Consider the following 19742-nt stretch of genomic DNA (forward strand, 5'->3'; position numbering starts at 1 on the left):
ACCGGCTTGTCCGGCTGTGACGGGGGATGCCATCGTGGGCGCATGGCCTTACCGCTCCCTGACGACGTCGCACTGCTCGCCGAGTTGAAGGAGGTCAGGCGCGCCGGACTGATCCGGTTGCGGGGGCGTGCGCTGCCCGCCCTCGAGGCGGCGGCCGAGGCGATGGCGTCCGACGCCGCCCGGACACCCGGCGCTGCCGTCGAGGCGTTGCTGCGGAGCGCCGTGGGGCGCCTGGACGCGGGGACCCTCCGCACGGCCGCCGAGTACACCCTGGGGATCGCGCAGGGAACCCGGGACTGGCCGGCGTCCTCCCGGCGCGCCAGGGCGGCCTCGGTCTACGGGGTGAGCGTCGAGCGGTTCCGCAAGGACCAGGAGGTGATGGTCCTCGAGCAGGTCGCCGAGCACATCGTGCGGCTCACGGCGGAGGCGGCCAGCCGGGACCCGGGCGCCGCCGAGGACGAGAGCGGGGCGGGTACGCATCGGGTCGTGGAGATCCGGGCCGGGGACCGGCCCGTCCGGGTCACGCTGCACGTTCACCCCGTGGACCTGCTGCGCGACGTGGATGTGGTCGTCTCCCCGTCCAACGTCTACTTCGCGCTGCCCGAGGTGTACAAGTCGTCCGTCGCCGCGTCGCTGCGGCGGGCGGCGGCCGTGCTCGGCGTGACCGGAGACGTACTGGCGGACCCGCTCCCGGCGGAGCTGCGCCGGTGGGCCGAGCTGCACGGCACGTCGGGTCGGCCGGTGCGGCCCGGCACGGTGGCGACCACGAGTGCGGGGGCCTTGACCGGTCAGGGCATCCGGCGGCTCTACCACGCGGCGATCGCCGTGCCCCGGTCCGGGACCAACGACTACGACGTCCTGCCGGCCGATGTCACCCGGGCCGTGTCCCGGGCCCTGGCGGTACTCGCCGAGGAACAGGAGCACCACAGACCCCCGCTGCGCTCGGTGTGCTTCCCGCTCCTCGGCTCGGGCCGGGGCGGACTGCCGTACGACGTCAGCCTGAGCGCCATATGGGCTGCTGTGGAGGCGGAGTTGGCGCGCGGGGCGAGCTGGGACGTGCACTTCGTGGTGCGTACGCAGGAGGCGGCGGCACTGGTGGAGCGCATCCCGGCCGGAATTCGCCCGGCGCACGCCCGGAGGCCGACCGGCTGACCCGGTGGAATGGAAGGGCGCACAGGCGCGCGGGAGAGCGCGCGGGTGCGCCGCGCAGGGGAGGTGAGGGGGATCTTGATGTGGGTAATCTCTGCTGGTGCACCCGGACTTGACGTCGAGTCACCTAGCGTGGGCGCATGAGTGGTGGGATGGAGCAGTGGGGTCATGGGGCGCCGGGGCGGATCATCACCTGGCCCGCTCCCGACGCGTACGTCCTGGTCGACGGGGTGCTGCTGCGGATGCTCCCGGAGACCCCGGGGATGGCTCCGGGTACGGAGGTCGTCGTGCGCTACGACCCGGAGCGGCGGCGGCTCCTCGCACAGGCAGTGGATCGGACGGACGAGGGCGGGGCGGCCGGGGATGAGTGAGTACGGCTTCGGGCTGGCGCAGGGGTACGACGAGCGGCAGCCCGTGGTGCTGCTCCTCGACACGTCGGCCTCCATGGGACGTCCGGCGGAGAACCCCCGGATCGACGAGCTCAGCGAGGCACTGACCCGCTGGTTCGACGGGGTGCGGGCGGAGCCGAGGCTGCGCGCGCGGGTGGAAGTGTGCCTGATCACCTTCGACTCGCGGGTCAGGGTCTTCGATCCGGGGCCGGACCGGCTTGTGCCGGTGGAGGAGGCAGTGCCGGACCGGCTCTTCGTGCCGGTGGACCGGATGCGCCCGCCCCGGCTGGAGGCGTCGGGCCTGACCCGGATGACCGAGGCCGTCGAGACGGCGCTCGACCTGGCGCGCTCGCGCTACCGGACCTTGCAGGAGCAACACGTCCAGGTGCGCAGGCCGTTCCTGTGGGTGCTGACGGACGGCGCGCCCAGCGACGCGAACGGGGAGGCCATGGACCCCGCCGCCCTTGCCGGTACGGCGGCGAAGGTGCGCCTCGGCGAGGAGCGGGGCGAATGCGTGCTCCAGGCGATCGGCGTGAGCGGCGCGGATCTGGAGCTGCTGCGGGCCCTGACGCCCAAGGGCGCCCTGATGCTGGAGGGGCTGGACTTCGGGCGGATCCTCGATCTCCTGTTCCAGAGCTCGGACGTCGTCGACGGGAGGCAGGCCGCCGACGAGATCCACGGGCAGGTGGCCGACCGCGTGGAGCGGCAGCGGCGCATGCGTCTCCTTGAGGAGAAGGTCCAGTGATCGTGGCGGGAGCGGCGGTCCAGGGAACCGCGCACCTGGCCCGCGCGCAGTGCTGCCAGGACGCCTTCAAGGCGGTCGACCTGGGGACGGCGGCCGTGCTCGCCGTAGCCGACGGCGCCGGCGGCCGGGAGCGCAGCGCGCTCGGCGCGCACATCGCGGTGGACGCCGCCTGCCGGGTGCTGGCCGAGAACGTACCGGAGGCGGAGGACTCCCCGGAGGCGTGGTCGGAGTGGATCGCGGCGGCGGGCGCCCGCGTGGTCGAGGACTACCGGCGGGCGGTGGAAGGGGCGCTGTCGGCGGTGGCCGGTCCGGCGGAGCCGGTCGACACGGGCGCCCTGGCCGCCACGCTGGCCGCTGCGGTCGTACGGCCTCCCTGGGTGGCGTTCCTCTCGATCGGCGACTGCTTCGGCACCGTCCTGACCCGCGAGCCGGACGAGCCCGACCCGCAGGACGGGTCAGGCAGGCCCGGCGACCGTGAAGGGTCCGGCAGGCCCGACGAGCGAGCGGCATTCCGCAGGCCCGAGGAGCGAGCAGGACCCGACGGGTTCGACGGGCCCCACGAGCCTTCCGCGTGCGGCGACTCCGGCGATCCCGGCACGTCCGGCGAGCCCCCCGCGGCAGGTGACCCCTCCGCCTCCGGCGACTCCTCAGCGCGTGGCGAGCCGATCGCCGTCGGCGATCCCGGCGCGCCCGGCGAGCCCAGCACGCCCGGCGAGCCCCCCGCGTCAGGCGAGCCCCCCGCGTCGGGCGACTCCTCCGCCTCCGGCCTGACGCACACGTTCGGCGAGCGGTGCCATCTGGTGCTGCCGCCTCCTCCGCCCGGCGCACCGGAGACCGTGTTTCTCTCCTCGCCCGGGGCCACCCTTCGCCTGCGGTCGTTCGCGCTGTGGGAGCCGCGGCTCAGTGGCGTCGTCCTCGCGACCGACGGCTGCGCGCCCCTCACCCTCGACCATCCCTCCCTACATGAACTGCCGCCCGAGGCGGGCCCGTTGCCCGCCGAGCTGTTCTTCTGCGGGCTCGCCGCGACGCTCCGCGCCAACGGCGGTGACGCCGAGCCGTTACGCGCCCTGCTCTCCGGTCCCGACGCGGCTCGGACGGGCGACGACCTGACCGTGGTCTGCGCCCTGACGGAGGGCAGCTGACGATGGCCCTCACGGTGGTGTCCGGCAGCGGACACACATGGCGGCTCACCGAGCCGATCGGTACGGGCTCCGAAGGAATCGTCTACGGCGTGGACGACGCGCGCCCCTTGGTGGCCAAGCTCGTCCCCGCCCCGCCCGACCCGGCCGCCTACCGGCGCCGCATCGCCCGGCTCGTGCGGCAGCGCCGCGAGCCGCGTGCCGTCCGGCTGGTGTCCACGACACCCACGCGTGTGGCGTGGCCCCTGGCGGGGGTCCGGGCCGGCGGCCCCGGTGCCGACGGCGTGGACGGCTACGTGATGGCCGACATGCGCCACGCCCACCAGCCGTTCGCGCATCTGCTGACCCCCGAGGCCCGCGCGCGGCTCCTCCCGGACGCGACGTGGGCCACCGCGCTCGCCGCTTCCCTCTCGCTCGCCCGTCTCGTCGCCGACCTGCATGTCGAGGGCTACGTGGTGGGCGATCTGAAGCCGGACAACCTCTGGGTCGACGCGCTCGGCAGGGTCGGCATCGCGGACGTGGACTCCTGGCAGTTCACCGACGGCGGCGAGGTGTTCCCCGGCCGGATGGGCAGCCCGGGCCACACAGCGCCCGAACGGATCGGCGCCCCGGCGGGCACCGCCCCGGACCGGGCGTCCGACGAGTTCGTCCTCGCCGTCCTCGTCCACCAGTTGCTGATGTGCGGGCTCCACCCCTTCGCCGGGCATCCCGCTTCCGGCGGCGGCTATCTGTCGTACGACGACAACGTCCTGCACCGCCGCTGCCGCCTCCTCGACCGTACCTCGGTCATCCTGCCCCGTTCCGCCCCGCCCGTCGATCTGCTCCCGCGCCGTCTCGCCGCCCTCTTCCGGGCCGCGTTCGGCGGGGTGCGACCCGCTGCCTCGGCCTGGGCGGAGGCGCTCGCCGCGGAGGCGGACCCGGCCCGTCTGCGGACGTGCCGACGCAATCCCCTGCATGTGCACACCGCCGAGCGGCCCTGGTGCCCGTGGTGCGACCTGGCCGAACGGGGCGCCGACGGCTACCCCGCCCCTCGGCCACGGCAGGAACACGCTCTGCCGGACTCCCGGGCACCCCATGACGCGAAGGGCCCGCAGGAGCCGCAGGGCGCCGGCGACCCCTCGAACACGACGGACGCGACGGACGCGACGGGCAGGAAGGGGAAGGCCGGATGACAGAGGTGGCTGCGCTCTCGGTGGCGCGCATACTCGACCGCTGCACCGTCCTCGGGCCGGGGGCCCGGGCCGTGATCTGGGTGCAGGGCTGCCCGCTGCGCTGCCGGGGATGTGTGGCGGCGGAGACGCTGCCCTTCGAGGGCGGCACCGCACACGAGGTGTCCGAACTCGCCGACTGGCTGTGCGAGCTGCCCGGCATCGAGGGCGTGACCCTCTCCGGTGGCGAGCCCTTCGCCCAGGCGTCCGCTCTGGCCGCCCTGCTCGACCATGTCCGTTCGCGGCGGCCGGAGTTCACCGCGATGGCCTACTCGGGGTTCCGGTACGAGACCCTGCGTCGGGGCGAGTGGGACCGACGCGCCCTGCTGCGGCGCCTCGACCTGCTCGTGGACGGCCCCTACGTGGCCTCCGCGCAGCACGGCCTGCGCTGGCGCGGCTCGGCGAACCAGCGCCTCATCGCGTTGACCGACCGCTACGCGCATGTGGCGACCGAGCCCGACGCGAGCGCGGGCGTCGAAGTGTCCTTGGAGGCCGACGGATCACTGTCCTGGGCGGGGGTCCCGCCGACCCCCGGCTTCCGGGAGGGGTTTGAGGAACGACTCGCGGCTCGGGGGTTCGTCCTGCGCGCCGAGGCACGGAGGGAAGCATGAGCGGATCACCGAAGTACAGCACCGTCACGGTCGCGCCGGCCTACGCGCGCCTGGAGGCGGAGCGGCGCCGGGCCCGGGAGGCGGAACGGCGGCGTCAACAGGCGCAGCGCGCCAGGGAACGCGCCGAGCAGGCCGCCCGACGGGCCCGGGAGACGGCGGCGCGCCGGGAACGGGCCAGGGCGGAGGCCGAGCGCAGGGAGGCCGAGTCGGCGAACCGCCGGGCCGCGCGCGAGCAGGCGCACGCGCACCGGATGCGCCAGGAGCGGGCCGGCGCCGACGCGCGTCGGCTGGCCGAGGTGCGGGAGCTGCTGGACAAGGTGCGCGCGGACGCGTCCGAGGTACGCACCCTGCGGCAGCGTCTGGATGCTCTCCAGGCCGGCGTCGACCGGGCCGAGGACCTGGGCGGGGCGATCGAGGAGTTGCGCGGCCGGGTCGTCGTGCTCGGCCGGGAGGGGGAGGCGTCCGGCCGGGACACCGACCAGGGGGCCGTACTGGCGGGTCTGGAGTCACGGCTGGCCGCGATCGGGGCGGAGGCCCGGGTTCGGGACCCCGAGGGGCACCGGAGCTGTGTCGACCTGCTCGACGAGCTGCGCGCCGCCGCCGGCCCCGGTACGGAGACACGCTTCCGGGCCTTGCTCGGCACCGTGGAACACGCCCTCGGCCGCCATGCCACGACCGCCGGGGACCGGGCCGCCGAGGAGCTCCGCCGGGCCGAGCGGGCGCGCGAGGCCGAGCGGCAGGCGGAGGAACGCGCCGCCCGTGAGGAGGCGGACCGGCAGGCAGCACTGGAGGCCGAGCGGGAGGCCCACGAGGCGACGTCGACCGAGGCGGCTGACCGGCTCCACGTCGTACGGCCGTCCGTCAAGGCCGCGGCAGACGAGGCCCGGGAGCTCGCCGATCCGGCGCTGGCCGAGCGGATCGAGGCAGCGCTGACCGCCGTCACGGAGCCGCTCGCGGCCGGCGCGGCGGCCGAGGCGCTGACGGCGGTCGCGGCGCTGGAGGAGCTGCTCGTCGGCGTCGAAGCCCGCCTGGACGAACTGCAGCTGGCGTACACCCGCCGGATCGACCTGGCGCAGGCCCTGCAGGACGCCATGCTCGGCGAGGGCTTCGCCTTCACCGGCGGCGCCGAAGGGGACGGTCGCCTGCTGCTCAGCTTCGAACGGCCGAGCGGCGCGACGTACCGGACCACGATCGCCACCGATGAGGGCGGCACCCCGGTCCTCGTCTATCAGGTCGACGGCGAGCCCGATGTCACCCTCCGTCCGGATCCGGACGGCGCGGTCTGCGACCACACCGAGGATCTGCTGGAGCGGGTGCACGAGGCGATCGTCGAACGGGACGGCTTCGTCCCCGGCGAACTCACCTGGCAGGGCAAGCCGCCGGGGCAGCGGGGCAAGCGGCGTTCCGGCGCGGAGGAGTGGAGGTGGACCCGGTGAGCACGGTCGACTGGGCCAAGCGGGCTAACGGCGCCGGCGCGGGCGGCGCGGAGGGCCGCCCGCACGGGGACCGTCGCGACGGGTCGGCCCGGGACGGGGAGCCGGTCACCGCGGACGGCATGATGCCGCTCTGGGCGGTGTCCCTCGGCTGGGAGCTGCGGCGCGGGCGCCAGGTGATTCTGAACGGGCAGATCAGGGACCGCTGGTGGTTCGCCGACCGCCCCGCCTCGTTCCGCGAGGTGGTCGCGGGCCTTCTGGAGACACGGGGCGCGGAGGTCGTCGGGTGGTGGGACCCGGTGGGCGGGCTCACCTTCCCGCTGACGGGCCACGCGGAGCGCTTCGACGAGCTCCGGGAGGGGCGACCGGCGGAGCGGCCGGGAACGCGGGCGGGAGCCGGTGGAGCGCCGGCGGAGGGCTCGGGCGGCGCCCGGCCGCCGCACACCTCGGAGGACGCGCGCGAGGCGGGGGACACGCGCGACGTGGGGAACACGGAAACGCCCCCCGCCGACGGGCCCGGCTCGACGGCGCATGGCCGTCGCGGCGGCGAACGGGAACGCGGCCGGGACCGTCTGCTGGCTCCTCGCCAGTCGGGCAGGCCGCGTGCCTTCGAGGACGTGGTCGCCACCGTGCACCGCATGGCGGCCTCACCCGACGCGGCCACCGCGTTCGTCTTCGAGGACGTCGACCACCACCTCCCGCCCGGACAGCCCGAATCACAGCTGGGCTACCTGAGGCTGCGCGCCGCGATGACGGACGCCGTGACCCCTCGCTCGGCGACGGGACCGACCCCGCACGCGCGCAACGCGGTCCTGTGCGCCGTCGGCGATGTGGGCCGGCTGCCCGGCTGGTTCCATCTGGAGGACCCGAGGATCGCCGCGCTGCACATCGGCCCGCCCGACCCGAGCGAGCGCCGACTGTGGCTCGCCTGGCTGCGCCGGTACTTCAACGGAGCCCAGGAGTCCTCCCGCGCCGAGCTCGAAGCTCTTGTCGGGGCCACCGACGGCATGGCCGCCTGGGACATCGAATCCCTGGCCAGGACGTCTTGGCTGCGCAACGCGCCCTTGCGGAAGCCGGACAAGCTGCTGGAGCTGCACCGGCTCAACGTGAGCGTCGACCCGTGGACCCAGCTCGACCGGGAGACCGTCGCCGGCGCCGCCGAGGTCCTCGGAACCCGCGTGGTCGGCCAGTCCACGGCCGTGCGCGCCGTCGCCTCCGCCCTCCAGTCCGCCTTCGTCGGAGTCGACTTCGGCAGCTCGGGCAACGCCCGCCCCCGGGGCGCCTTCTTCTTCGTGGGGCCTACCGGTGTCGGAAAGACCGAACTCGCCAAGGCCGTCGCCGAGCTGATGTTCGGCGACCAGAGCGCGTACGCCCGGTTCGACATGAGCGAGTACCAGCAGGAGCATGCCGCCGAGCGCCTTGCCGGGGCGCCGCCCGGCTTCATCGGGCACGAGCAGGGTGGCGAGTTGACGCGTCGGGTACAGGAACGGCCGTTCAGCGTCCTGCTCTTCGACGAGATCGAGAAGGCCCACCCCAAGGTGCTGGACAAGTTCCTGCAGATCCTGGAGGACGGCCGGCTCACCGACGGACGCGGCCAGACGGCGTACTTCTCCCAGTGCCTGATCATCTTCACGTCCAACACGGGCGCGGAGCAGGTCCGGAGTCTGCTGGAGGAGCGGGACGAGCTCTCGTACCCGCAGCTGGAGGCGCACTTCACCCGGGCGGTGGAGGAGAAGTTCCGGCAGATCGGCAGGCCGGAGATCTACGGCCGGCTCAAGCCCGGGGTGGTGGTCTTCGACATGCTGCGCCACGAGCACGTGGTGCGGATCGCCGACCGGCTGCTGCGCCAGCTCGCCGAGTCGGTCCGGGAGCGTCACCGGGTGGAGCTGGTTCCCGACACGGACACCCTCCACCCGTGGATCGCGGAGCGGATGGCGGACCCCGAGCACCAGGCGTACGGAGGCCGGCAGATCCGTAACGAACTGGAGCTGGTGCGGTCGGCCCTCGTCAGCCATCTGCTGGCGCACCGCCCGGAGCCGGGCAGCCGGATCCGGGTCGGTGTCGGGGCCGACGGAACGGTACGGGTCTCCCCGGACGGCGCGGCGCCGTCCGCGAGCGAAGGGACCGGACGAGCATGATCGCCATCCATCTCGGGCACCGCTTCGGGCGCCTCGCGCGGGTCGGCCCCGACGGAGGACCGGTGGTGACCACGACCGAACTCGCCGGTGTGGACGGTGTCCTCGACCCTGGCCGGGCGCTGCCCCGGCTCGTCCCGGCCGGACCGGCCGATGCGGGCGCCCTCGCGGTGGAGCCGGACCGCTCGGCGGTGCTCGGCATCCCGGCGTCGGGCGGCCGGGAGGACGAGCTCCGGTACGCGGTGGAGCACGCCGGGCTCGACGTCGCCCGCGTCGTACCGGAGCCGGTGGCCGTGGCCCTGCACTACCGGGCGGTCGCGGAGGGCGTGGACCACACGGTCCTGGTCTGCGACCAGGGGGCGACGACGCTGGACCTGAGCGTGCTGGCGATCTCCCCCGACCTGACCGTGCACCTGGTCCGCGCCGTCAGCCTCCCGCTCGGCGGGGACCACTGGGACGAGGCGGTCGCCGTCGGTCTCGCCGGACGCCTGCCGGAGGGGGTCGATCCGATGCGTGCGGCGGAGTCCCTCCGTAAGGGGCTGGACGGCGCCGACCGGGCCACCGAGTCCTTCGAGGACCCAGCGGGCGCCCGCCACCAGGTGACCCTGGACCGGGCCGACTTCGAGCGGGCGGTGGCTCCGCTGCGGGAGCGCATGCTCGCCGCCGTCGCCGACCAACTGACCACCGCGGAACCGGCCGTGGACACGGTGTTGCTGGCCGGTGGCATGTGTGCCTCTCCCCGTGTGCGGGCCGAGATCGAGGAGCTGCCCGTCGCGCAGGGGCTGACAGTGCGCTGCGACCGCGCCGAACAGGCCGTCGTTCTTGGTCTGTTGACGCTGCGCGACTTCGGCATCCTCCGTGTCGTCGCCGGGCCCGCCGCACGGCCGGCGCGGGCCGAGGCCGGATTCGCCGGCTGGGGCGACCCCTACGCTCGCGGAGGCATCGGGCACCACGGGGACACCCTCTCGGACCCCGAACCGGGCAGCACCGTGGCCGACCCGGAGCCCGGTGCCGGGCGCTCCCGGGTCGAGGACCCCGAGCCCCTGGCGCGACAGAACACCTCGCCGGCCGATGCGGACACCGGACAGGCCGCCCCGGCCACACCGACCGGGCCGACCCCGGGGACGGCCACGGACGAGAGGCCGTCCCCCGCAGCGCCGTACGCCGGACCCCTGGGCCCGCCACGCACCGATGCCCCGCGCCCCGGCGCACCGGCCGCCGAGCCGCCGTCCACGCCGCCCTCGTACACCGATGCCCCGCGCGCCTCGCCACCGCCCTCGTACACCGAAACCGACACCGATCGCACGAGCACCAGCGGCAGCAGCACCAGCACGAGCACGAGCACCAGCAGCAGCAGCAGCAGCAGCAGCAGCAGCGAACCGTACGATCCTCCGGCCACGCCCCCGACGGGCTCTCCCCTCGATCCGCAGACCGTCTTCGCGCTCCCCGTCGACCAACTCCAGGCCATCCGGCGCGGCGACCACCTGCTCGTCCTGTGGGCATGGCCCGCCGGGGCCCTGAGCGCACGGGTCCGCTGGCGCCGTGAGGGAGGCGTCGCCGGCGCGGGTCCCGGCCACGGCGACGACGTCTGCCGACGCCGGGTGTACGAGCACGACGGGGGATACGACCTGGCCGTCGGCCGGGGGGCCGTCACCGTCACGGTGGAGGCCCTCGTCGCCGAGCTCGGCGACGGGTGCGAAGGAGCCTCGTCGCTGCTCGTCCCGCCCGCGCCGGCGCTCGTCTCGTACGAGCCCAGCGTGCGCCGCCGGCTCACGGGCCGGTCGGCGTCGGTCACCTTCTCCTCGGAGACCGGCTGCGACCTGCCCGAGGTCCGCATCGTCCACAGCCTCGGCCGGTTCCGCCCCACCAGCACGACCGAGGGCACCGTCGTGCACGAGGTGCCCGCCCAACGTCTCCCCGCCGGCACGCCCCTGACCGTGGAGTTCCCGCTGCCCGCCACGCGCGGCCCGTCCTGGCTGGTCTGCTTCCCGGCGGACGCGGGCACCGACACCGGCATCGACATCCGCCCGACGGCGCTGCACAGACTGCGAGTCACCTGATGGCCAAACGCCTCACCTGCCCCTACTGCTACGAGCACTTCGCCCCGCGCGAGATCCGCTTCCGCTGCAACACCCGGCTGAGCCGGACGGGCAAGCAGTGCGAGCGCAGCCGCGACCAGGTTCTCGACCAGCGCAAGGGTCCGCGCCGCAGCCACGACCTCGGCCCCGTCTTCGCGGCGGACGGGCGCAGGCCGACGGCGACCTGCGCGGACTGCGACGGCGAGACCACGTACCGGATCTGCCCGGTGTGCCACTCCGACCTGCCCGTCCAGTTCGGCATGGTGGACAACCGGCTGATCGCCATGGTCGGCCCCAAGGCGTCCGGCAAGACCGTCTACATGACGGTGCTGCTCCACGAGATGCGGAACCGGGTCGGCGAGGCGTTCGGTGCCGCCCTGATGGGTTCGGACGACGACACCATGCGACGCTTCGGCTCCGACTACGAGGACCGTCTCTACCGCGACAACCAGATGTTCCCCGGCACCCAGACCGCCTCCACCACGCTCAACCGGGTGGACCCGCTCGTCTTCCGCTTCGGGATGCGACGGCGCACTCTGCTCGGGGAGCGGCCGCAGCACACCGTCCTCTCGTTCTTCGACACCGCCGGTGAGGACTTCAGCTCCCGGGAGAACGTGGAGCTGAACACCCGCTATCTGGCGGGCGCCGACGGCATCGTGCTGCTGCTCGACCCGCTCCAGATGCCAGGCGCCCGCGACAACGCGCTGCCCGGGACTCCACTGCCGGGCACCGAGGGCCTGGACACCCCGATCAACGTCCTCTCCCGGGTCACCAACCTCCTGCTGGCTCCCCGCTCCGGTCGGTCGGCACAGAAGATCGACACCCCGATCTCCGTCGTCTTCTCCAAGATGGACGCCTTCTGGCACCTGCTCGACTCCGGGAGCCCGCTGCGCGACTACGCGCCCCCACGCGGCCGCTTCGACGTGGGTGACAGCCTCAACGTCCACGAGGAGGTACGCAGGCTCCTCAAGGACTGGGACGGCGTGGCGATCGACCATCTGCTGGACAACCACTTCACCCGCTACCGGTACTTCGGGGTCTCCGCCCTGGGCCGCAACCCCACCCCCGACGCCCGGGTGGCCCCCACCGGCATCCAGCCGTACCGTGTGGCCGACCCCCTGCTCTGGCTGCTGAGCGAGTTCGGTTCGGTGCCGAAGGCGGGCCGGGGATGACGCGGTTCGAGCAGCTCTACTACACCTCCTGCGAGCAGGGGCTCAGCGGATACTCCGGGTTCCAGTTCAACGCCGTCAGCGCGGGTGTCACCGCCGAGACCCGGCAGGCCGTGGAGGCACTGTCCGGGTACGAGCCACCCCGCGCCCTGGTCGAGTCGGACACCCCGGAGTCACTGGAGCGCTGCCCGGTCAACCTCTGCTACCGGCCCTACGACCGGGCAGGTCGTCGCGCCACGGCGGTGTGCGTCCGGTACGTGGGCCGTGACTCGGCCCGCCGCTTCGGCAACTACTTCGCCCACGCCCTGCACAGTGAGGACTTCACCGCGGCGGCGGAGGGAATGCTCCCGATCGAGTGGTGGAACTCGCCGGCCTGGACCAGCCAGGTGTCGCCGAGCACGGAGATCCCGGCGCTGGCGGCGCCGGTGCCGGGGCCGATGGGCGTCCGGGCCGTGAGCGAGTTCCTGCGCGCCCATCCCCACGCGGACCGGCTGCCGGAGCTGCTGGCCGCCGTCTTCGGCGCGCTCACCGACCACGGCTCGGTGGTGGTGGTCGACCATTCGACCGAGCGGATCGCGCACTGGTTCGCCGCGGTCTCCTACCTGCTGCCTCCCCCGCTGGCCCGTGGCCTCTCCTTCGCCACCTACGTCTTCCGGCCGGCCCGCAGCCGACTCCACCTGATCGGCACGGTGCCCGAGGCCCAGCTCACGTTCGGGCCGGACGACGAAGCGGCGTACACGGTGTTCGACTTCGCCCGGGGCATGTTTCCCGAGGTCCCCGTCGGCCCCCTGGCCGCTCTCCTCACCAGGGTCGGCGTCGGCTCCGTACGGCCCGTCTGGTCGTGGACGGCGGACTACGCCCGGGGCGGGGAGGAGACACCGGAGGACTGGCACGCCCCCGTCGCCGCCGCGGCGGCCTCGGGGAGCATCCCGCTCACGGCGGTCGACGCCCACGCGGTGATCGACTGGCTTGCCGACGCCGAGCACCTGGGGGCGCGGCGGGCGGCCGTCGCGGGGGACATCCATCGCGAGCACCGCGACCTGGACGACCGCCGGCTCGCCGCGCTGAGCGCCGCCGCGAAGGCCGGTGGCGACCTTGCGGTGCATCAGGAGATCGAGGGCAAGCTCCACGCGTCGCGGATGCGGGCCTACGCGGCGGCCTCCGCCGACGCCGTCGCGCCCGTGCCGATCACCGACCCGGTGGCACGTGAGCGGGCCACCGCCCTCTGGACGCGGCTGCTGCGCGACGGGACAAGGAACCCGCGCGAGCGGACGCGGCTGCTGCTCTGGGCCCTCGGCGCCGAGCTCCCGGTGCCGTCGGAGGTTCTGGCGGAGGAGACGCTCACCTTGGCCCGCGCGCTGCTCGGCGCCCTCTCCCCCGCCCCGAAGCTCCGTTCGGAGGTGATCGATCTCCTCGCCGTCCTTCCGGTGATGCGGAGATCCCTGGCCACGGCGGTGGAGGAGGTACTGGAGCAACGCGCGGGGCAGGAGCAGCTGTTCTCCCAGTTCCCCGCCGAACTGCTCCGGGAGGCCGACCTGGAAGGCCGCCCCCTGCTCCAGGAACACCGCCTGCGGGCGCGGGCCGAGCGCGAGCCCTCTCACACGGTTCCGATCATGTTCAAGATCCTCCGGATCCGAGGACAGTCATCACCCGACGAAGAGCTGCTGCGCAGCCTGTGGCGGCAGTCCACGCGCGCCTGGACCCATCTGGAGGCGGTGCGTATCGCCGAGGGGCTGCCCACCGAAGGCCCGGTGGACGAGGCCGTCGGGAAGTGGCTGGAACGCGCCCTGCGTCAGCCCGTGGAGGACGACGACGCACTCGAGTCCTGTCTCCACCTGTGCCGGCTGCTCACCCGTCCGAGCCGCTTCGCCTGGCTGCCGGAGGCAGCGGGAGAGTACGTGCAGATCACCCTCGGGCTGGACGACAGTCTTCATGATCTCCGCGAAGCCACGGAACTCGTCGACGCGTTCGCCGTCCCGAAGGCCGGCTCGTGGGCGGCCCCGGCCGCCCTCACGCGCCTCCGCCTGGTGCCCGCCATGCTGCGCCTGCCCGCCGACTTCGGCCGCCTCCGCATGCGACTGACGGCATTGAGCAACCGCGAGCTGGCCCTGTACCTGTCGGCCGTCGGCCGGACCGTGACACGCGGCGGGCAGATCGACGACATCGCGCTCGGCCATGTCGCCGCCGTCGTCACCCTGCCCAAGGGTGCGGCGCTCTCCCAGACCCACGCGGAGTGGGTCGAGGCGATCCGGACCCGCCCCATGGGGCGCTGGCCTGTCGCGGACCTGGAACGGCTGGAGCGAGCGGTCCGGCCCTACCGGGCCGACCTCGCCGAGCGGTATGCCGAGGACGTCGAGGCCCGGCGACGCGGCCCATGGAGCCTGCCGCGCAGCTTCCCGTTTCCCGGCCGCCGTACGAAGTCGCCCGCCCCACCCACTCCTGACACCGGGAAATCTCCCGGCTCCCAGGCAACCGAGAACTCCCGGAAGGAGAAGGGGCGGTGACCGACCATGGCTGAGATCATCACGTTCGTCCTCATCCCCGCCGTCTACCTCGTCGCGCTCGGCGCGTTCATCCCCTTCGTCCCGGCCATCGCCGCCCTGCGGGGCCTCGCCCTCGTGAGCCAGCTGCTCGCCCGGTACGGAACCACGGTGTTCGGCGTCCTGTACCGGCGCACCCCCGAGTTCCAGACGCTGCCGCCCTACCGCCCGCAGGACGAGGAGGTGAAGGCGTACCGCAACTACTTCTTCGGGCCCGGCTTCCGCGACCTGCGCCAGCTCCTCACACTGGCGCGGCGGTCGTACGCCACCACGGTCGGCGACGCGTTCCGAGCTGTGACGTCACGGCAGTTCGCCGCTCCGACGCGCTCCCGCGCGGTGACCGTGCCGTACGGCGTGGCGCTGTATCTGGGGCTCTGCCTGGGCGCCGTGCTGGCGCCGCCGCTGATCGGCCTGCTCCTGATCCTGCACGCGTCGGTACTGGCGCTCCTCACGGTCGGAGCCCGCCTCGTGGCGGGGATCCTCCGGACGGTCGACCGGGCGTTCCTGGCGATGAGACGTCTGCGCACCGGAATGCTCTGCCCCCATTGCTTCGAACGCGTGCCCTACCCGGCGTACGACTGCCCCAGCTCCACGTGCCGCCGCCGGCACATGGACATCCGTCCGGGGCGGTACGGCATCTTCCGGCGTCGCTGCGAGTGCGGACGGCGCATGCCGACGCTGCTGATGCTGATGAGCCGGAACTCGCGGCTCCAGGCGTACTGTGTCCACCCGCACTGCGGGAAACCGATGAACACCGACGCGGGCCACATGCGCGAGGTGGTGATCCCGCTGATCGGCGGGCAGGCTGCGGGCAAGACGCAGCTGATGGCGGCCATGCTCCTGTCCCTGGAGCACGCCGCGGCGAACGGCGGCCCGGCGCTGACCCTCGCCGACGAGGAGTCGGACGCCAACTACCAGGTGCTCCGCGAGGTGCTGCACATGCGGGGCCACACCCGCGCCACGCAGAAGGCTCTGCCCCGAGCCCACTCCTTCGTCCTCGGCCGCAACCGCTCCCAGCGACTGGTCCACCTCTTCGACACGGCCGGCGAGAGGTTCGTCGATCGCGACGACACGGACGCGCTGCGGTACGCGCGAGCGGCGCGCACCTTCGTCTTCGTCCTGGACCCGATGGCGGTCAAGGCCTTCTGGACCACCATGGAACCCGCTCCGGGTCCCCTGCTCGACCGCACCCTCGGCTCCACGGTCGATCCGGAGGAGGTCTTCGCCCGCTCGGTCCAGGCGGTGGCCGCGATGGGCGCGCCGCTGGACCGGTCCCGCCTGGCGGTCGCCGTGAGCAAGACGGACCTCCTCACCGAGCACGGCCTGGCACCGGCCCGCGCCGGGGACAGCGACGACACCCGGACCTGGCTCTGCGAGGTCCTCGGCCTGCGCACCCTCGTCCAGGCCATGGATCTGCACTTCCGGGAGGTCCGCTTCTTCCGCACAGCCGCCGTGGCGAACGACGAGGCGGGCGTGGACGCCAGCGTCACTGGGTTCGTCGAGTGGTGTCTCAGGGCCTGACCGGCAGGACGCGACCCGCCGCCCGGGCGTTCACGAGGGCCGCGTGCACCCCGGGTCGTGGTACCCCACCGGCCTTGTCACCGCTCCCTCCTGGTCGTGTTCGTGAACATCTCGTTGCCGGTGCCCCGTCGGGCGGCCGGTGTGCGGATACTGTCCGGGCGGTGGCTGAGGGGCGGGGAGCCGGGTGGAGTGGACGGTGTGCGCGGGGCTGGCCGCCGGGCTGCTCATCGCGGTGGTGACCGCGCCGGTCGGCGTGTCCGGGGCGGTGTTCCTGCTGCCGGTCCACCTGAGCGTCTTCGGGGTGCCGAGCCCGGCGATCACCCCGACGAACCTGCTGTTCAACGTGGTGGCCGGGCCGGGCGCCCTGTGGCGGTACCGCCGTGACGGCGCGCTGCGGGGCCCCCTGGCACGGCGGCTGACCGCCGGCACTCTGCCGGGGGTGGTGCTCGGCGCCGCCATCCGCGTCTACGCCCTCCCCGGCCCGGGGGTCTTCCGGTTGCTGATCGCCGCTCTGCTCCTGCCGCTCGGGCTCTGGCTGTGCGCCCGCACGCTCGCCCCGGCCCGCGACCGGCCGCTGTCCGCGGCGGAGCCGTCGCCGGTCGTCCTCACCACGCTGGCGGTGGGGGTGGGAGTGGTCGGCGGGATCTACGGCATCGGCGGCGGCTCGCTGCTCGGGCCGATCCTGGCCGCCCGCGGCCTGCCGATGGCCCGGGTGGCACCGGCGGCGCTCGCCGCCACGTTCGCCACCTCGGTCGTCGGCGCCGCCGCGTACGTGGCGCTGTCCCTGGCCAGTTCCGGTGATGTCGCCCCCGACTGGTGGCTCGGGCTGGCCTGCGGCCTGGGCGGACTGGTCGGCGGGTACCTCGGCGCCCGCCTCCAGCCCCACCTGCCCGACCGGGCCCTGCGCCTGCTGCTCGGCACGCTGGCCACGGCGATCGGCGCCCTCTACGCGACGCAGGCCCTGTGAGCCACCGGCCCTGCGCCCGCGTCTAGCCGGCGCTGATGGCCGTCACGTGCGTCGTGCCGTCACGCAGTGCGGTGATGCGGACCTGTCCCGCGGGGAAGGCGTCCCTCCCGTTCGGGCCGGGTATCTGGGCGAACGGTGTCCAGGAGCCGTCCGGCTTCCGCATGTTGTGCCAGATCCGGCCGTCGAGTCCGACCGCCACCACCTGGGCGGAGCCGTCAGGTGTCCCCGTGATGCCGATGGCGCTGGCCCCCATGGTGGCGGTGGTGACGCCCCGCGGGGGCCGGAATCCGGTCCAGGAGCCGTCGGGCCGTCGCAGCTGGTGGTAGACCTTCCCGTCGAGGCCGATCGCGAGGACCTGGGAGGAACCGTCGGGCATTCCGGTGATCGCCAAAGCGGGTCCGGCGAACGACGAGGCCCCGCCGTAGCCGGCCAGACGCCCCCAGGCCGTCCAGACACCGTCCCGCCCGCGGACGCAGTGGTACATGGAACCGTCCGTGCCGTAGCTGAGCAACTGGGCGGACCCGTCGGGCATGGCGGTGATCGACACCTTCGTCGCGCCCCAGCGACTGTTCGCCGTGAAGCCTCGCACCGTACGGAAGCCGGGCAGCCCGCCGTCGGCGCGACGCTGCTGGTGGTAGGTGGTGCCGTCCATGGTCGTCACCACGATCTGGCACGTGCCGTCCGGGAAGGCGGCGATGTCCGCCTCCCGGACGGTGAAGCCGGTCGAGCCGTCCGGACCTGCGACGCGCTGCCACGGCTGGAGCGTGGTCGAACCCCGTACGGTGGTCAGCCAGAGCCCGTTGTCGGGCGCGATGCCCAGCACCACGACGGAGCCGTCCGCCATACCGGCCGAGGCGCTCTGGACCCCCGCGAACGACGCTTCGCCGGCCGAGGCTCCCGGCAGCGGACGCATGCTGCTCCACGACCCGTCGGGGCGGCGCTCGCTGTGGAAGAGCGCGCGCCGCTCGACGTCGTACGGGGGCAGTTGAGCGGAGTGGAACCACACCGGGTTGGTGATGGCCACGAGTTGGTCCAGTGTGGTGGAGGCGGGCTTGAGCCGGCGCACCTCGGCCCGGGCGAACAGGGATGCCTTGCCCCAGCCGCGCCAGCGCAACTGCCCCCTGCCGGTGCCGTCGATGCAGGTCGCGGCCATGATGCCCCACTCCGTGTACAGCGTGGCGATGCTGTCCGGAGCGCCCGTCACGTTCAAGGTCACGTCGACCGTGTCGAAGAACGACAGGGGCAGCTCCTCACCCGGTCCCGCCGCTCTCCCTCCGCCGCGGGCGGTGAAGTCCAGGGCCACGGCGGTCGATTCGACGGCGTACGACCGGCCTCGGCGCAGCGCGTCCAGCACGGCGGGGGTCGACAGGCTGTCGGCGTACACCACGTTGTGGGGCCGGCCGACGGCGTCCGCGGGACTGTGGGCGTCGCTGTTGCCCACGGCGGCGACCCGCTTGCCGAGGCAGAGCATGACGTGCCAGGCGGCGATGTTGGCCGCGTCGTCCAGGGTCCACGGCCCGTTCCACACCTCCAGCGCGTCCACGCGGTCGAGGCCGAACTCCCAGAAGGATCCCGGCGCCGGGGTGAGCGGGTGGGCTGCGATCGTGAGGCCGCCCAGACTGTGCACGCGCCGGGCGTGGCCCTCGAACGCCCCCTGGTCGCCGTAGCGCCAGTCCACCCATTCGCCCTGGGGCAGGCCGACGGCCAGCCAGTGGCCGTGGCGCGTGGTGACCTCCTCGGCGTTGACGACCAGCAGATCGGTCGGGATGTTGCCGCGCCATGTCACGCCGGTGGAGCTGGTGTTGTGGTCGGACGTGGCGATGAAGTCCAGCCCCTCCTGGCGGGCGGCCGCGACGATCTCGTCCACTGTGCGCTGCCCGTCGGAGTGCACGCTGTGCAGGTGCAGATCGCCCCGGTACCAGCCGGGTCCCCGTCCGGCCACGGATCCGGGCAGGATGTCGTACGGAGTCGAGGGCAGTTGGTCTCCGCGGTGCAGGGTGACGTCGACCTGCCAGGCCATGCCGCCGGTGGCGCCGACGATCGGCCCCAGGACGACGGACCATCTCCCCGGCGCGACGGGCCCGGGTATGTAGCCGGGCGTGGCGTCCGCCGCGGAGAGGGTGAACCCCGACCGTGCGCCGCCCGACCAGCCGCGGAAGCGGGACGGATCGAAGATTCCGAGGTCCAGGATGCCGGCGGTGGCGTCGTGGGTGGTGGAGACGGAGATCCGTTGCACGCCGGCGGGGACGTCGAAGGCGACGTACGCCCACTGGTCGTTGCCGTACGGGGCGCGGCCCTTGTAGGTGGTCGTCACCGTGTCCGTGCCCGTGCCCCTGGTCGAGGCGTGGGCGATCGGTGCGGGAACCAGCGCGGCGGCTCCGCCCGCGGCCAGCAGGGTCCCTAAGCGGAGCAGGGACCTGCGCTCGACGTCCTGGCCGGGAGGCGGGCCGGGCACGGCGTTCGGGAGGTGTTGACTCGGCACAGTCGTGCTCTCCGTTCACGTGGGGTGGCGTGGAAGGGCGTTCGGGTGCGAGGACGTGCGGGGGCGTGCGGGGGCGTTGCGGGGACGTGCGGGGGCGGTGCCTTCGGACGCGGGCGGCGCGGACGGATCCGCGGGGGCGAGGGCGGATCAGCGGGGGCGAGGGCGGATCAGCGGGG

At 73.8% G+C, this 19742-nt stretch carries 14 protein-coding genes; 13 read left to right on the forward strand and 1 reads right to left on the reverse strand.

Annotated features, from left to right (window positions below; all coding sequences use genetic code 11):
* Positions 1-42 precede the first annotated feature (42 nt).
* The 13 genes from ACFY8U_RS05545 (at position 43) to ACFY8U_RS05605 (ending at position 17084) form a co-directional block, all read left to right on the forward strand.
* Entirely contained in the window at positions 43-1152 is a 1110-nt protein-coding gene (locus ACFY8U_RS05545; protein WP_389565929.1) for a macro domain-containing protein, read from the forward strand.
* Positions 1153-1289: 137 nt separating this feature from the next.
* A complete protein-coding gene (locus ACFY8U_RS05550) occupies positions 1290-1520 on the forward strand; it encodes a hypothetical protein (protein ID WP_389565932.1) in 231 nt (76 codons plus the stop codon).
* Positions 1513-2283, forward strand: a complete 771-nt coding sequence (locus ACFY8U_RS05555; protein ID WP_389565934.1) for a hypothetical protein — start codon at positions 1513-1515, stop codon at positions 2281-2283. Before ACFY8U_RS05550 ends, ACFY8U_RS05555 begins: the two co-directional genes overlap by 8 nt.
* Positions 2280-3425, forward strand: a complete 1146-nt coding sequence (locus ACFY8U_RS05560; RefSeq protein WP_389565936.1) for a protein phosphatase 2C domain-containing protein — start codon at positions 2280-2282, stop codon at positions 3423-3425. Before ACFY8U_RS05555 ends, ACFY8U_RS05560 begins: the two co-directional genes overlap by 4 nt.
* A 2-nt stretch (positions 3426-3427) precedes the next feature.
* Entirely contained in the window at positions 3428-4594 is a 1167-nt protein-coding gene (locus ACFY8U_RS05565) for a hypothetical protein (protein WP_389565938.1), read from the forward strand.
* The gene (locus ACFY8U_RS05570) at positions 4591-5241 is read left to right on the forward strand and encodes a 4Fe-4S single cluster domain-containing protein (protein WP_389565941.1); all 651 of its coding nucleotides are present in this window, start codon (positions 4591-4593) and stop codon (positions 5239-5241) included. Before ACFY8U_RS05565 ends, ACFY8U_RS05570 begins: the two co-directional genes overlap by 4 nt.
* On the forward strand, positions 5238-6677 hold the full coding sequence (locus ACFY8U_RS05575) for a hypothetical protein (protein WP_389565944.1): 1440 nt from the start codon (positions 5238-5240) through the stop codon (positions 6675-6677). The genes ACFY8U_RS05570 and ACFY8U_RS05575 overlap by 4 nt, the downstream gene beginning before the upstream one ends.
* The gene (locus ACFY8U_RS05580; RefSeq protein ID WP_389565947.1) at positions 6674-8812 is read left to right on the forward strand and encodes an AAA family ATPase; all 2139 of its coding nucleotides are present in this window, start codon (positions 6674-6676) and stop codon (positions 8810-8812) included. The genes ACFY8U_RS05575 and ACFY8U_RS05580 overlap by 4 nt, the downstream gene beginning before the upstream one ends.
* Positions 8809-10869, forward strand: coding sequence for an Hsp70 family protein (locus ACFY8U_RS05585; protein ID WP_389565949.1), 2061 nt, complete (start codon positions 8809-8811; stop codon positions 10867-10869). Before ACFY8U_RS05580 ends, ACFY8U_RS05585 begins: the two co-directional genes overlap by 4 nt.
* The gene (locus ACFY8U_RS05590) at positions 10869-12059 is read left to right on the forward strand and encodes a hypothetical protein (protein WP_389565952.1); all 1191 of its coding nucleotides are present in this window, start codon (positions 10869-10871) and stop codon (positions 12057-12059) included. Before ACFY8U_RS05585 ends, ACFY8U_RS05590 begins: the two co-directional genes overlap by 1 nt.
* Complete coding sequence (locus ACFY8U_RS05595) at positions 12056-14560, forward strand: GTPase-associated protein 1-related protein (protein ID WP_389565955.1); 2505 nt, start codon at positions 12056-12058, stop codon at positions 14558-14560. Before ACFY8U_RS05590 ends, ACFY8U_RS05595 begins: the two co-directional genes overlap by 4 nt.
* 6 nt (positions 14561-14566) lie before the next feature.
* On the forward strand, positions 14567-16117 hold the full coding sequence (locus tag ACFY8U_RS05600) for a hypothetical protein (RefSeq protein ID WP_389565957.1): 1551 nt from the start codon (positions 14567-14569) through the stop codon (positions 16115-16117).
* Between the two features lie 184 nt (positions 16118-16301).
* The gene (locus ACFY8U_RS05605; protein WP_389565960.1) at positions 16302-17084 is read left to right on the forward strand and encodes a TSUP family transporter; all 783 of its coding nucleotides are present in this window, start codon (positions 16302-16304) and stop codon (positions 17082-17084) included.
* A 22-nt stretch (positions 17085-17106) separates the two neighbouring features.
* Here the strand turns inward: ACFY8U_RS05605 and ACFY8U_RS05610 are convergent, their stop codons facing one another.
* Positions 17107-19566 (reverse strand): CehA/McbA family metallohydrolase, encoded by a 2460-nt coding sequence (locus tag ACFY8U_RS05610; protein ID WP_389565963.1) that lies wholly within the window; start codon positions 19564-19566, stop codon positions 17107-17109.
* Positions 19567-19742: the final 176 nt, after the last annotated feature.

Origin of the sequence: Streptomyces sp. NPDC012508 (assembly GCF_042902595.1) — a bacterium.
In the GTDB taxonomy this organism is placed as follows: Bacteria; Actinomycetota; Actinomycetes; order Streptomycetales; family Streptomycetaceae; genus Streptomyces.

Coding starts and splice junctions, on each gene's coding strand:
- ACFY8U_RS05545 (WP_389565929.1), top strand. CDS start 43: ATGGCCTTACCGCTCCCTGACGACGTCGCACTGCTCGCCGAGTTGAAG.
- ACFY8U_RS05550 (WP_389565932.1), top strand. CDS start 1,290: ATGAGTGGTGGGATGGAGCAGTGGGGTCATGGGGCGCCGGGGCGGATC.
- ACFY8U_RS05555 (WP_389565934.1), top strand. CDS start 1,513: ATGAGTGAGTACGGCTTCGGGCTGGCGCAGGGGTACGACGAGCGGCAG.
- ACFY8U_RS05565 (WP_389565938.1), top strand. CDS start 3,428: ATGGCCCTCACGGTGGTGTCCGGCAGCGGACACACATGGCGGCTCACC.
- ACFY8U_RS05570 (WP_389565941.1), top strand. CDS start 4,591: ATGACAGAGGTGGCTGCGCTCTCGGTGGCGCGCATACTCGACCGCTGC.
- ACFY8U_RS05575 (WP_389565944.1), top strand. CDS start 5,238: ATGAGCGGATCACCGAAGTACAGCACCGTCACGGTCGCGCCGGCCTAC.
- ACFY8U_RS05585 (WP_389565949.1), top strand. CDS start 8,809: ATGATCGCCATCCATCTCGGGCACCGCTTCGGGCGCCTCGCGCGGGTC.
- ACFY8U_RS05590 (WP_389565952.1), top strand. CDS start 10,869: ATGGCCAAACGCCTCACCTGCCCCTACTGCTACGAGCACTTCGCCCCG.
- ACFY8U_RS05595 (WP_389565955.1), top strand. CDS start 12,056: ATGACGCGGTTCGAGCAGCTCTACTACACCTCCTGCGAGCAGGGGCTC.
- ACFY8U_RS05600 (WP_389565957.1), top strand. CDS start 14,567: ATGGCTGAGATCATCACGTTCGTCCTCATCCCCGCCGTCTACCTCGTC.